This is a genomic window from Mycobacterium helveticum (assembly GCF_007714205.1).
Classification (GTDB): Bacteria; Actinomycetota; Actinomycetes; order Mycobacteriales; family Mycobacteriaceae; genus Mycobacterium; species Mycobacterium helveticum.
In genome coordinates, this window is the sequence record NZ_VMQU01000063.1 from 1 (window position 1) to 13,962 (window position 13,962).

Annotated in this window: 9 protein-coding genes and 3 pseudogenes; 9 read left to right on the forward strand and 3 right to left on the reverse strand. The window is 62.0% G+C overall.

Annotation, left to right across the window (positions count from 1 at the left end):
• The first annotated feature begins 340 nt into the window (after window positions 1-340).
• Both FPZ47_RS15430 and FPZ47_RS15435 read left to right on the forward strand, forming a co-directional pair.
• On the forward strand, window positions 341-1,870 hold the full coding sequence (locus FPZ47_RS15430) for a CoA-acylating methylmalonate-semialdehyde dehydrogenase (protein WP_144952518.1): 1,530 nt from the start codon (window positions 341-343) through the stop codon (window positions 1,868-1,870).
• Between the two features lie 122 nt (window positions 1,871-1,992).
• Window positions 1,993-2,603 (forward strand): annotated as a pseudogene (locus FPZ47_RS15435) (TetR/AcrR family transcriptional regulator); the annotation flags it as partial.
• Between the two features lie 158 nt (window positions 2,604-2,761).
• Here the strand turns inward: FPZ47_RS15435 and FPZ47_RS15440 are convergent.
• Together FPZ47_RS15440 and FPZ47_RS15445 are read right to left on the reverse strand one after the other, a co-directional pair.
• Window positions 2,762-3,840 (reverse strand): annotated as a pseudogene (locus tag FPZ47_RS15440) (NAD(P)H-dependent amine dehydrogenase family protein); the annotation flags it as partial.
• Between the two features lie 100 nt (window positions 3,841-3,940).
• A pseudogene (locus FPZ47_RS15445) lies at window positions 3,941-4,903 on the reverse strand (aromatic ring-hydroxylating dioxygenase subunit alpha); the annotation flags it as partial.
• A 233-nt stretch (window positions 4,904-5,136) separates the two neighbouring features.
• On the opposite strand from FPZ47_RS15445, the gene FPZ47_RS15450 reads away from it, so the two are divergent.
• From FPZ47_RS15450 to FPZ47_RS15470, 5 genes are all read left to right on the forward strand, one after another.
• Window positions 5,137-6,192, forward strand: coding sequence for a phosphotransferase (locus FPZ47_RS15450; RefSeq protein WP_144952520.1), 1,056 nt, complete (start codon window positions 5,137-5,139; stop codon window positions 6,190-6,192).
• Between the two features lie 68 nt (window positions 6,193-6,260).
• Window positions 6,261-6,461 (forward strand): hypothetical protein, encoded by a 201-nt coding sequence (locus FPZ47_RS30670; protein ID WP_425461800.1) that lies wholly within the window; start codon window positions 6,261-6,263, stop codon window positions 6,459-6,461.
• Entirely contained in the window at window positions 6,385-6,996 is a 612-nt protein-coding gene (locus FPZ47_RS15460; protein WP_281291845.1) for an SDR family NAD(P)-dependent oxidoreductase, read from the forward strand. Before FPZ47_RS30670 ends, FPZ47_RS15460 begins: the two co-directional genes overlap by 77 nt.
• A gap of 14 nt (window positions 6,997-7,010) precedes the next feature.
• Window positions 7,011-8,141 (forward strand): Rv3169 family protein, encoded by a 1,131-nt coding sequence (locus tag FPZ47_RS15465; RefSeq protein ID WP_144952526.1) that lies wholly within the window; start codon window positions 7,011-7,013, stop codon window positions 8,139-8,141.
• 493 nt (window positions 8,142-8,634) lie between these two features.
• Complete coding sequence (locus FPZ47_RS15470; RefSeq protein ID WP_168209464.1) at window positions 8,635-9,306, forward strand: CAP domain-containing protein; 672 nt, start codon at window positions 8,635-8,637, stop codon at window positions 9,304-9,306.
• Between the two features lie 73 nt (window positions 9,307-9,379).
• Here the strand turns inward: FPZ47_RS15470 and FPZ47_RS15475 are convergent, their stop codons facing one another.
• Entirely contained in the window at window positions 9,380-9,817 is a 438-nt protein-coding gene (locus FPZ47_RS15475) for a lipoprotein LpqH (protein ID WP_281291846.1), read from the reverse strand.
• Window positions 9,818-12,321: 2,504 nt separating this feature from the next.
• Here FPZ47_RS15475 and FPZ47_RS15480 point away from each other — a divergent pair.
• A complete protein-coding gene (locus FPZ47_RS15480; RefSeq protein WP_144952557.1) occupies window positions 12,322-13,107 on the forward strand; it encodes an MlaE family ABC transporter permease in 786 nt (261 codons plus the stop codon).
• Window positions 13,104-13,958 (forward strand): ABC transporter permease, encoded by an 855-nt coding sequence (locus FPZ47_RS15485; protein WP_144952530.1) that lies wholly within the window; start codon window positions 13,104-13,106, stop codon window positions 13,956-13,958. Before FPZ47_RS15480 ends, FPZ47_RS15485 begins: the two co-directional genes overlap by 4 nt.
• Window positions 13,959-13,962 lie beyond the last annotated feature (4 nt).

The following is a 13,962-nucleotide window of genomic DNA, read 5'->3' on the forward strand; positions in this document are numbered from 1 at the left end:
CACCCACCCGGCGCAAGCCGGCCCCCGACATCCACACCCGCAACAGCTCACGCACCTCGATCACCGAAACCTCCCGATACATTCAGCGGACCTCCTTCACATCGAGCGACATGAAGTGATCCGACCCAGTAATCGAGCGACCCCCGCGACGACACGCCGGTGGTCCCATAACTGGCAAACGGGTGGTCCAATGAAACTGGCTAAACCCTGGTCAAAGTGGTCCCATCACCGTGGCGGTCGACATCTCGTGGTGACATAACGCGCCCCTAGCGCCAGAAGCGAGCTCCTGTGACGCCCGGAGGTCTCGACGCCATCCGAAACAACGGTCAGGACAGACTGAATGACTGCGCAGACGACACTGGTTCCGCACTTCATCGATGGCCGGCGCACGGCAGGCCGGTCCGCTCGTGCGATTAACGTGCTGAATCCAAACACCGGCCAGGTGCGGGCGCAGGTCCCCATGGCGTCGGCCGACGAGGTCGGCGAGGCCGTGTTGATCGCGATCGAAGCGCAGAAGGAATGGGCCGCCTTCAATCCGCAGCGTCGGGCGCGGGTGATGATGCGATTTGTCGACCTCGTCAACAAGGAAACCGACGAACTCGCCGAACTGCTGTCGGTGGAACATGGCAAGACGGTCGCCGACTCGCGCGGTGACATTCAACGTGGGATCGACGTCATCGAGTTCGCTATCGGTATTCCGCACCTACTCAAGGGCGAGCACACCGAAGGCGCGGGAACCGGCATCGACGTCTATTCCCTGCGTCAGCCACTCGGGGTCGTCGCGGGCATCACGCCTTTCAACTTCCCGGCGATGATCCCACTGTGGAATGCTGGCCCTGCGCTCGCGTGCGGCAACGCATTCGTCCTCAAGCCGAGCGAACGGGACCCGTCTGTTGCGGTCAGGCTGGCCGAGCTGTTTTTCGAAGCGGGGCTGCCCAAGGGTGTCTTCCAGGTGGTGCATGGCGACAAGGAGGCCGTCGACGCCATCGTGAACCACCAGGACATTCAGGCGGTCGGATTCGTCGGCAGCTCCGATATCGCTAAGTACATCTACTCGGCTGCTGCCGCCAATGGTAAGCGCGCACAGTGCTTCGGCGGGGCCAAGAATCACATGATCGTGATGCCCGATGCCGACCTCGACCAGGCTGCCGACGCGCTGATCGGCGCCGGTTACGGCAGCGCGGGCGAGCGGTGCATGGCCATCAGTGTCGCAGTCCCGGTGGGCGAGCAGACCGCGGATCGGTTGCGCGCCAGGCTCGTTGAACGGATCAACAACCTGCGTGTCGGCCACAGCCTCGATCCGAAGGCCGATTACGGGCCATTGATCACGTCTGCGGCCCTAGCGCGGGTGAAGGACTACATCGGCCAGGGCATCGATGCAGGCGCCGAAGCCGTCGTCGATGGTCGCGAACGCGGCAGCGACGACCTGACTTTCGATGACGCCAGCCTGGAGGGCGGCTACTTCATCGGACCCACGCTGTTCGACCACGTCACCACCGACATGTCGATCTACCAGGACGAAATCTTCGGCCCCGTGCTCTGCATCGTCCGGGCCAACGACTACGACGAGGCGCTCGCGCTGCCCTCCGAGCATGAGTACGGCAACGGCGTGGCGATCTTCACCCGGGACGGCGACACCGCACGCGACTTCACCTCCCGGGTCCAGGTTGGCATGGTCGGTGTCAACGTGCCAATCCCGGTTCCGGTGGCCTATCACACTTTTGGTGGTTGGAAGGGATCCAGCTTCGGTGATCTCAACCAACACGGTCCCGCATCGATCCAGTTCTATACGAAGGTTAAGACTGTCACCGAGCGGTGGCCGTCGGGAATTAAGGACGGCGCCGAGTTCAGCATCCCGACCACAAAGTAGGCGAGCCCTTGAGGCGGAACCACTTTCTAACCGGGAAGGACTCTCCACGTTCCTGCGAACCGAAAGTGTGTCATCCGGATCTAACGTCTATCTGCGGCCGCGACAGATGGGCGTCGGACAGGTTGCATCGCGAGAGCGATGGGCATGAGTTCAGCAAGCGCGAATCGTTGCTCGCCCTCCGGCGCGCCGACTTATTGCTTCAGATCCAGCAAGCGGCATATCGGCTTTTCGCCGAACGCGGATTTGCTCGGTGACGACCGAGGACATCGCCGCCGCCGCGGGAATCTCCATCAGTACCTATTTTCGGCACGCGCCCACCAAGGAAGGTCTACTGGTCGCACCCGTCCGGCATGCTGCCGCCGAGGTCGTCGCTGCGTATAGCGCCCGGCCGCCGGATGAATCAGCGGCCGAAGCGTTGATTCAGCTGTTTGTTGAGATCACACGGGACAGAACAGGTCGGGATCTGGAACACTGGCAACAGGGCATCCTCACCGCCCCGCACCTGCTGACCAGATCTCCACTGATCAGCGAGAACGACCACCACGAACTCGTCCGGCACGTCGCAGCCCGCATGAGCGTCGACTCCGCTATCGACGTGCGTGCCGCGCTACTGGTCCATACAAGCTTGGCTACAGCATAATTCGTGCTCTAACGCTGGCTCAGCGCAGAGCCCCACCACGGTCCGCCATTGCACGCTCAGATGAACGGGGCGCTGCGACCCGCCCTCGCCGGCCCAGCGCTGGGTCGACATCCCGTCGAGCGCCACGGTCTTGTTCGACCACCACCCCGACCCAACTCGACCTCAGGCGCAATTCCCCTAAACGCCATCAGCGCAAGTGAGCGTCCCCGCTCGATGGCCATGGTCCGATGGATGCTCGAATTAGGACTTGAACGCCCGGCGAAGCCGCAGAGGGGCAGGTCCGCGCTGGTCAACAGTCCAGGAGGGGCGGCGACGACCGCGGAGATCGCGTTCAGCGCTGGCAGCCCGGTGACGGTCATGCCGATCGAGACGAAGTTGTCCGGGTTGGACAGATCGACTCCGGGGTTGGGGAAGATCATGTGCTTGTTGTAGATACATGGATCGCCTTTGATCTGGGTGATGTAGCGCCCCTTGATTTCCCAGCTCGGATAAATGTGCGGGGTCATCTGCCACTCGAGATGGGTTTCGACTCTGGGCACGCCGCCCACAACGCCCTGGTACTTGATGTATTGCCGCCAAGAGACCCCTTCGGCATCCGATACCAGCCCAGGTCGACGTCCTTGGTGCACGCACCGAGTTCATAGGTGAACTTCACCTCGTCGAGTTTGCAGGCCGAAGCAATCGGCCATCATCAGCACACTGTCGGCGAAGACCCGGGTGTACTTCTTGAGTTTGCCGGGGATGCTCGGGTCATCGACCGGCAGCCCGTAGCCGACTTCGGTCCAGGTGTCCTTCGAGTGATGGCACGCCACGTCGACGGATTCGAGGGTGGTGATGTTCTCGATGTCGGCGACGTCGGCCGAGCACACCACCCCGAGGATCTGGTTCAGGCCCGGGTTCATGCCGGTTCCGTAGAAGCTGACCCCGCCCTTTTCACAGGCCTCTTGTAGGAGCCGGGTCACGCGCTTGCCTGACGGGTGCGGGTGGTTGGTGTCGCGGTGCCAGCCGGTGATCCAATCCGCGGTGGTGACGACGTTTATGCCGGCTTCGAGAACTTTGACATAGAGGTCCTCGTCGGGAAACACCCCGTGGAAGTCAGGACATCGGGCTTGGCGGCAATGATCTCCTCGACGGTACCGGTGTCCTTCACGCCGTTCGGTGGCAGTCCGACGATCGAGCCCGCGTCCCGGCCGATCTTATCGGCTCAATAGCAGTGCAATCCGATGAGTTCGAGGTCGGGATGGTTGGCGATCCTTTTAATCATCTCGTTGCCGGCGTTGCCCGTCGCCACCTGGAAAACCCGGACGGGCTGTGCCGCAGGTGCATTCATTCGTTCGGCCTTTCTGCCGGAATCGTGCGAGGTTACGGGTTGTCGATGCTCGCTGTATCAGCGGATTCGGTTGCCGTGGACTGCAACTCGGCGGCGGTGCGCCACGTCCGTCGGGATAGACTGCTTGGCCCAGTTACGGATAGCGGTGAACCCTTCGAACTCACTGCTGGCCAGCGCGGGGGGATCTGAATAGCGCTGGTGCGCCCAGATGTGGACGTCCTGGGCGAACTGCCGAATGATCTCTTGACCAAATTCCTGCGCCTTGATCTCGGCTCTCGCCGGTTCAGAACCTGGGCTGCGGCCGATGTAGACGGTGAAACGGACATCGGAGGTGTATTCGTCGACCGGGGTGATGGGCGAGCTGGTGCGGCTGTCGACCATGCCCGAACTCTTGGTCACCGCGACGCGCGGGCCACCGTTGATCGCTTCGACACCGCTCTTGACGTTGTCGATCGACTGTTGCTCGTCGCCTTCGAAGGTGATGGTGAAGTCCACGTAGGACACCGGTGCGTCGAAGTCGTGCCGGGTGAACACCGGGACGATCGGCGTCTTGTGGACGAACTTGAAAATGCGCGAAGTCCACGCCGTTTTCGAGAACGTACTGCGGGTGCAACTCCAGCTGGGGCTCGTACGGCCTGGCCCGCGGATAGTAGTCGGCCCCGCTGCTGTCGTCGCCGAAGCTTGCAAACACGTCGGGAACCTCGAAATAGGGATCACGCCCGTGCACGTCATGCCAGATGTAGACGGACTCGTTGCGTTCCACCACCGGATAGGTGCGCATCCTGCGACCTCGGTTGGGCCGCTTCTCGTACGGGATGCAGACGTTGCGGCCCACGTTATTCCACTGCCAGCCGTGGAACGCGCATTCGATGACCTCGCCTTCGACGTGACCACCGAAACCCAGGTGGGCGCCCAGATGTTCGCAATAGGCGTCCATTACGGTCAGCCGACCCGACTGCGCTCTCCAGGCCACCATCTCCTGGCCGAAGTACGCCATCTTGTGCACATCGCCGACCGCGATCTCGTCGGACCAGGCAACCTGAAACCAGCCCGTCGGCTTCATCAATAGGGGGGCTTAGCCATCCGCTCATTCACCTCCTAGGGCCAGCAGCGCGTTCGCTGCTCGGTTGGAATCATAGATCCCTCTTTGATAATATAAAAGAGGGATCTATGCTAATCGAGCGGGCCGCAGAGAGAAACGAAGCACAAGTGTGGTTTCGTAACGTGACGTAAGGGGCAGTGCATGACAGGCGAGGCGGAGGCCGTTGCCGCACGAGACTTCGAGCCGGCTAGCTGATGAAAGCCACGGCCCTGGAGTCGCTGGACGACCTCACTCCCGAGTGGGTGGCAGCTGTCCTCGCGCAGGACGGCATCGTGGCCACCGTGGGCCGCGTGATCACCGAGCCGGTCGGCACTGGGCAGATGGGTTCGTGTTATCGACTGTTCATTGCGTATGACGCCGGCGATGGGCCGGACCGGCTGATCGTAAAGCTGCCGGCCACCGATCCGGCAAGTCGCGCCGCTGGCCAGCTCGGCTACCGGTGCGAGACGACGTTTTATCGCAAGGTCGCCAATCGGCTGCACCTTGACATCCCTCGGTGCTACTTCGCCGCGATGAACGAGTGCGGCGACGGATTCACGCTCGTGCTCGAGGATCTTGCACCCGCGCAGCCCGGCGACCAGATCGCCGGTTGCTCTGTGGATCAGGCTCGAGCGGCCGCAGTCAACGTCGCTGGATTGCACGCGCCGACATGGAACGACCCTTCGCTTTGTGAACTTGATTGGCTCATACCAGATCTCGCGGCGTACCCGGAGGTCGGTGCCGCGTTCCTGGTAGACGCCACCAAGCAGTTCTTGGACCGCTATGCGGTTACCCGGGACACCGCGGCGACCCTGAACCGCTTCGCTGATCGATTCGTGGATTGGGCGGTCGGGCGACCCGAACCGTTCGCACTGCTGCACAGTGACTACCGTCTGGATAATCTGCTCTTCGCTGAATCCGATGCCCCCCGCCCGGTGATAGCCGTCGACTGGCAGGTCGTCACTGTCGGGTCCCCGCTGCGCGATATTGCCTTCCTTGTCGCCACTGGTCTGTCGACTGCGAGTCGGCGCGCTGGCGAGAGGGGGATTGTCGAGGCTTACCATCGTCGACTCGTCGCGCTCGGGGTCGAGGGCTACGATACCGAACAGTGTTGGGAGGACTACCGGTACGGATTGTTTCAAGGCCCGTTCATCACTGTGTTGGGCGCGTTCGTTGCGCAGCCGACCGCACGGGGCGACCGGATGTTCACCGTCATGGCCGAGCGGTCATCGACGGCGATCAGAGACCTAGATGCGATGTCTCTGTTGTGACGACATTCGGTATTGGGAGCGTATGGTGATCTCCGTTGACTGAGCGTTACGGCGGCCGGGTTGCAATCGTGACCGGAGGGACCACAGCAATCGGGCGCGGTATCGTCGAACGCCTTGTCAGCGAAGGGGCTTCGGTCATCACCTGTGCACGTCGCGCGCCGGAATCCCCATTGCCCGACGGAGCGATGTTCATTGCTGCGGATATCACCGGACGAGGCGGCAGTATCCGGCGTCATCAATGCGGCAGTGGACCGCTATGGGCGGCTTGACGTGGTCGTCGCGAACGCGGGTGGTGCCAACATCGGGGCTTGGCCCGAAGAACCCGTCGAGCAATGGCGGGAACTCATTGACATCAACCTGCATGGAACGATGCTCACTTGTCGGACAGCGTGGCCGCATCTGGTGGCGACAAGGGGAAACATCGTTGTCATCTCGTCGCTTTCGGCCTGGATGGGTGTCGGCGCGCATGAGATGGAACGGATGGGCGGCTTTCAGCCCTCTGCTGCGTACCAAGCGAGCAAGGCCGGGATCGAGGGACTCGCAACGCATCTCGCAGGCCGTGGCGGCGAGCATGGGCTGCGAGTCAACGTGGTGCGTCCAGGGCGCATCCTGACCGACAAGTGGCAAGGTTTCCTCGGCGAGGATGGCCTTTTCTGGTCGCATTATCAGAACATTCAATTACTCAAGCGCCATGGCCGCGCTGAGGACGTCGCAGCTGCCGTGGCGTTCTTGGCTTCCGACGAAGCAGCTTTCATCACCGCCGCTGTCCTCGACGTCGACGGCGGCGCAGTCGCCAAACTCTAACCACCGGAGGAACCGTGCTAAGCCCATTCGACGACTTCCCAATCCACCCCTCGGCCGATCCGATCGCCCACCCCGCCACCGGCGATATCAACCACTACGACCGGTGCTGGTTCAACGGACATCAGCGCGACGGAGCGTTCTACTTCGGTGCGGCGATGGGTCATTACCCGGTGCGCGGCGTGATCGACGCCGCATTCAGCATCGTGCGCGACGGAGTGGAGCACTCGATCTTCGCCTCTGGCGCGATGCCGACCGACCGATCGACCTCCATCGGGCCGATCCGCATCGACGTCCTCGACCCGATGCGCACCATCCGCTACGTGGTCGAACCCAATGAGCACGGCATCGCCTGTGACCTGGTCTTCCGCGCGACGACTGTTGCCGTCGAGGAACCCCGCCAGCAGCGACGCACGCCCGAGGGGATCTTGCTTACCGACCACACGCGTCTGACCCAGTGGGGCACCTGGCAAGGCACGGTCACGGTCGATGGCGACGAGTTGCAGATCGACCCCATTGAGGTCTCAGGCACGCGGGATCGCTCGTGGGGCGTTCGCCCCATTGGTGAGCAGGTGCAGGTCATCCGAGAACCCATGCCATTTCAGGTGTTCTGGCTCTGGGCGCCAATACATTTCGGTGACCGCTTCACTCATTTGGCTGTGCACGAGCACGAAGACGGTAGGCGGTGGCTCGAGACCGCTCTGGTCATCGATCCCATCCCCGACGGCGCACCCCCATGGAGCACAGCCGGCGTCCGCGAATGCCACGACATCCGCTACGAACTCGACTGGGAGCCCGGGCGCCGAGAAATCAAACGCGCGCGACTGTGGTTCGATGACCCCGCCGAGGGCGAAGTCTTGATCGAAGTCGAAAAGAAGTTCACCTTCCGCATGCGCGGCATCGGCTATTGGCACCCACACTGGGGCCACGGAACCGTCCACGGCCCGCTCGAGACGGGGCGCGAGTCGATCAGGCTGGACGACTTCGATCCCACCGACTTCGCCTCAATCCACCTCCAAAACCTCGTAATCGCAACGATGGGTGGCCGACGCGGTGTCGGTGTCGTCGAGCAGATCGCCATCGGGCCTCACCAACCGAGCGGCCTGACGGGCCTGCTGGACGGCCATCGAGCTGCGAAACGCGCATAGCCACGACTCTTACGCAGGCGTGGGGCAGGCCGTTGCGGGCTGATGACGCGGCGACCAAGAGTTGGATGCGAGCTTGCCAGCAGCTCCAGAATTGGCCAGTGCCGCCGCTCTAGCTGGGGCCGTCACGGCGGTCGGATCGGTGATTGCCGCAACCGACATCTCGGAGGCGGACGGCTACCGGTGCTAAATATATATTTATTTAAGCAATAAAATCTCTAGACGACTTTGCAACGTCGTGGGTAGCCTACATCCATGCCGAGCTCATTGGGCCGTACAGTGACTAGATTCCAGTCGATGCAACACCCGCTTGCAGTGACTGCCGGCGAGTTCAAGCGGACGTACGTCGCAGTCACATCGGCTGTAGCAGTAGGACCCGAGCACCGTTTCAACGCTTCCAAATCCGCGTATCCGGCTGCGGTCGAGTCAGTACTCCGAGCGTCGGCCGTCCAGTACCGCCGACCACCGCTTGGTCGCTAATAAGGAGAAGTCGGACATGCAGTATCGGCCGCAGCGCCTGCCTGCCTTGGTGGTTGCCGCCGGCGCTCTGTTGGGCATTCCCGTCGCGCATGCGGATAATGACAACAACACGCTCATACCGAACAACAAGCGCCTCAACGATGGTGTCGTCGCCAACGTCTTCACCGTGCAGCATCAAGCGGGCTGCACTAACGATGTGAGAATCAGCCCACAACTGCAAGCCGCTGCGCAGCGGCACACCCAGGATGTGTTGAACAACCGGGCCCTCGATGGTGATATCGGTTCGGACGGGTCTAGCCCACAAGACCGCGCCAATGCGGCTGGTTTCCACGGCCCGGTGGCCGAGACGGTGGCGATCAATCAGTCAATCGCAATCAGCGGCAACGACTTAATCAACCGGTGGTACTACAACCCCGATTATTTCAAGATCATGTCCAGCTGTGCCAACAGCCAGATGGGGGTGTGGTCGTTGAACAGTCCGGATCGTACTGTTGTGGTTGCGGTCTATGGGCAGCCACAAGCCGACGCCTCGGGGCGAGGAGCAACACCACTCAGCACCGACGGACAAAACATTCCCCTGGATCCCAGCCCCGACTATGACGCCAGCGATGAACTCGAATTCGGCTTCAACTGGTTGCCGTGGATCCTGAGGGGGGTGTATCCGCCGCCGGGAAATCCTCCGCAGTAGTGCAGGAGTCGTCCGTCGTTGGCTGTAAGACCGCATAACAACTACTTCCGGGCCCAACGGTAGCTGGGCTGTGCTAGCAGGCGACCTTGATGGTGAACGTGCCCACTGCCCTCAAACTGGCGTTGTCGGTGTCAAAGCCCTCGGCTCGTCCGCGGATGGTGTACGTGTAGCCCTGTAGGGTTACGCCGGCGGCGCCCTGGAGGCCGTCGGCGAAGCTGCCGGTGAAGCCTCCCAGATTACTGATGTTGACCGACTTGGCAGTCAGCGCACTTTCGTTGGACACAAACGCATTGGTTCCTACCGCGCTATCACCGGTAGTAACCGCAGTTAGCGATCCCATCGGTACGCACTTAACCGCGTGGGTCTCTGGAAGAGCATGATCGTTGATCGTCACTTGCGCGGTGCCCGGCGGCAATATTCCCGACAGACCTGCGCGGGGCGATGACGAGCACGCCCCTACACTCGCTGCTATCAAAACGATTGCGGACGCGGAGCTGAATCGCCTCTGCACCAGCGCACCTCACTTCATTTCGCCATCATCTCGACTGCGCACTACGAGCAAGGTGACTACCGAGAGGTCCTCGGCAGTAGATTGCCTGCAAGGCGAGCGTCTGGATTAATGAACGGTATCCAACTTCGGCGTGATAGTCACCGGCTATCGGGATGTATTCGTTGGCAATCCTTTCTGGGCCGATCCGGCCACGTCCGACCTCGCGATGCCAACTCGAAGTGGTTATGGCGTGGCGATTGGAAGCGGCTGCAGGACGACCGTGCGGGAAGCTGCTGCGGAGTGGCGCGGTGCGGAGGTATCGCCGGCGTTAAGTGGTTGGCGGGCTGTCGCTTTCGTGGGTGCGTTGATCTCAAAGGACTAGAAGGAAGGCAGCCGCCCGGCCGCGAAACGGGCGCCATGTGGCGGATACCTCGGCAAGAGTGGCGTGCGACCCGTACTGCACCGCGATTTCGGCGTCGATTCGGCGCTGGTGCGGAACGGCGTAGGCAGCGTTGGCGCCGCGGATGACGACCATTTCGGCGCCCAAGGGGCCCAGGCCGTTGATCTGCAGAACTGATGGGCGGCCTGATCAGGCTCTGAGCCCGCAGGGTGGCTGCGACGGGCAGTCCGTCAAGGGCGCGGCTTGCGCAACGGAGTGCAGGTACTTGCTCTCGTGACCGGGAAGACCAAGGTTGATATCCAGCAGTTGCTGAGGTGGCGAGAAGGCTCCGTGATCACCGCGATGGCGTACCAAGTTCTTCACGCAGCCCTGCGTCCCGTGCTATCCCAGCGTTGGGACAGGACAGCCTAGGCAGCTGCCTCGTAGGAGGATTGAAACGCGCACGCGCAGCGACGTAACCGGCGCTGCGCGCGCGGTGCTGGGTCGCGGATATCACCGTCGGCCATTCGCGACCGTCAACATCCAGGGACAGCAAACGGCACAACTGTGCACCACTCACGGCAAGGTCGCGGCTGCCGGTGACGGGTGACCCAGTAGCAGGAATCGGCAACCGTTCGCGAGCCTCGTCATCTGCCGGCGAGTCCGCCCCGGCGGGCCTCGCGCGACGGACTCTAAAGATGAGTGGACACACCAGCACGCACTACGGCTACGGCGAGTGCGCGTGGGTGCGGGTAACGCGACGCGAACGGCTTGGCCTCAGCTCGGTGGCGCTATCAGCGCGATGCGAGAGGCTTACGACGGACTCGCCACAGCGCCACCGTTGATTCTTGGCAGGCCCAGGCCCACCGACTTGGATTGTCTGCCCGGGAATCCGCAGATGAGGACAAGGCGCACGCAGATGAGCGGGGCTATAAGCGGCCAGTTAAGCGGTAGCAACCGTCCAGCAGCTCGGGTGACGAACTGCCCTCAACGGTGGAAAGCTCCCTTGAGACTCCGAAGCAATGCCCCAATAATGAGATAACGGTACAACCCGATATATAGATAAATGTATTCAGCTTTCCCGGCTACTTCCGTGGGTGCCTTTTGTGTCCAGGATCACCGTCTCGGGGCGACGCAGTAAGCCTGAGGCGGGGCGTCCAGTTAGTAGTGGGCAGCGCTTAATTGCTTCCCGAGCGGAGGTCCGGTTTGGCAGTTGGTGGTTCTGCTGGATGACTCGGTACGGCGCACCGAGGAATGCAGGGCAGGCCCGACGGTATAGAGGCCGTAGCCTGCTGTTGCGCGTAAGCGCAGCTCAGAGCCCTATTGGTCGGTCGAGCGGCCCGAGGACGAGCCTATAGTGACGTGTCGGCCGGGCCTGGTGGAGAACGGGCCGGTCTGTACTCAATCCCGCTCAGGAGCGGGTTGTCGGGGTGGGAATGCAAAGCAATGCATCCTCCACTGGTTGGGCGGATTTAAGCCGCAATCACTTTATCGCTTCACGTGTCTTCGACACGCGACAGGCAAATCGTTTCGTGTGTCGGGCCCGGCCATAGAATTCATACTTCACACCGTGCGAATAAGGCCGTACGGGCGACGAAAACAAAATATCTTTGCGAATATCGCCGTGGCGATCTAATGCACATATTAGAAATCGGTGTGCAAATTAATGGATCTTAGCAAACTTATCTACGGGGGGGTGAGCGCGTTGCGGGTCGCGCTGCGCACGGGCGCTGCCAGTTCCCTTCGCGGCACTCAAGCAGCCCTCGAGTGCTGTATCACGAGGTACGACGGTGCAGCGCCGTTCGGGAGGGCGTAGCGAAGCTACCTGACGTGGTCGGCCCGTGCATGGACGTTGCGACATTTTGGCTAAACCGGCGCAACCGGCAGCAAACCACGGTAGTTGCACAGACGTCACTAAGCGGGTTGGTTCAAAATGGGCGTTTACTGATGTTGCTTTGCTTTAATGTATTGGTGTAGCGTCCCGCTGTGCTCTGGGCCATACCGTTCGAAAGAGAGCAGCACGTCATGCCGCTGCGGGGAGGATTCATCGTCTAATGTCGGCTCTGACCGGATACAAACGAGTGCGCTAGTGGTGGCGCTGGACACAGAACCCAATCACGCCTTGACCGGTGCGCCGGAGGGTGGGGTGGTCCCGTCCCCGACAATCGCTCGGCTGACGGTTGCCGGCAAGCCTCTGCGCGAGATCGGCAGCTTCTTCGCGTTGTCGCTCCAGATCCTGGCGCAGATGGTCCGTCCGCCCTTTGCCTGGCGTGAGTTCATCCATCAGGCGTGGTTTGTGGCTCGGGTGTCGGCCACCCCGGCCGTCTTCTTGGCGATCCCGTTCAACACGCTCGCCGTTTTCATCATTAACGTCCTGCTCGTCGAAATCGGCGCCGCTGACGCCTCGGGAACTGGCTCTGCGCTAGCCGCCGTGGTGTACCTCGGCCCGATAACCGCGGTGTTGGTCGTCGCCGGTACCGGCGCGACCGCGATGTGTGCCGACCTGGGCGCTCGCACCATCCGCGAAGAAGTCGATGCCATGCGCGTGATGGGAATCGACCCGGTGCAACGCCTTCTGGTGCCCAGGGTGCTGGCGCTGGGACTCAACGGGTTGGTATTGAATGCCGTCATCACCATCGTCGGCTTGATCACCGAATATTTGTTCTCGGTCTACTTTCAGCACATCAACCCCGGTTCTTACGCGGCGAGCCTTACGCTGCTTGTCGGCCTGACCGACGTGGTCATCGCCTTCGCCAAGGCGATGCTGTTCGGCCTCGTTGCCGGTTTCATCGCCTGCTACAAGGGCATTAGCGTGGGCGGCGGCCCGCAAGGCGTTGGCAATGCGGTGAACGAAACCGTGGTGTACACGTTCATGGCGTTGTTCGTGATCAATGTGGTGCTGACCGCGATTACGACGAAGGCAACGACGTGACCGCCATCCCGGCGGCGCATCGGCTCCCGCACCTGACGAAGAGGGTACGCGGTTTTGTCGACGGATGGAACCGGCTCGGAAGCCAGACCGCCTTCTACGTCAGAGCGCTCGGCTTGGTGTGGGAAGCCATGGTCCGCTACAAAGTGGAGACGCTGCGCCTGATCGCCAACATGAGTCTGGGCGTGGGCGCGCTGGCCATCATCGGCGGTACCGTGGTAATCGTCACCACCTTGACGATGTCAACCGGTGGACTCGTCGGCATCCAGCTATACCGATCGTTATCCGATGTCGGGGTGCAGGCGTTGAGCGGTTTCGCGTCCGCCTACATCAACACGCGTATCAGCTCGCCGCTGATCGCCGATATCGGGTTGGCTGCCACAATCGGCGCCGGCGCCACCGCACAACTGGGTGCCATGCGGATCAACGAGGAGATCGACGCCCTCGAGGTGATGGGCATCCACACGATCACGTACCTGGCCTCCACCCGGGTAGTGGCAGGCGTGATCGTCGTGGTTCCGCTGTGGTGCATGGCGGCGCTGTCCGGGTTTCTCGCCACGCGCATCCTTGTAATTTTCGTCTACGGACAACCTCCCGGCGTCTATGACCACTACTTCCATACCTATCTGCAACCAACCGACCTCATCTGGTCGTTGCTGCAAGTCATCGCCTCTGCCGTGACGATCATGCTGGTGCACACCTATTACGGTTTCAACGCCTCGGGCGGGCCGGCCGGCGTCGGTGAGGCGGTCGGTCGTGCCGTGCGCACCTCACTGATCGTGGCGGTGGCGGTGACGTTGGCGGTGGCGCTGGCGGCTTACGGGGTGTCCGGCAACTTCCACCTATCCGGGTAGCGGC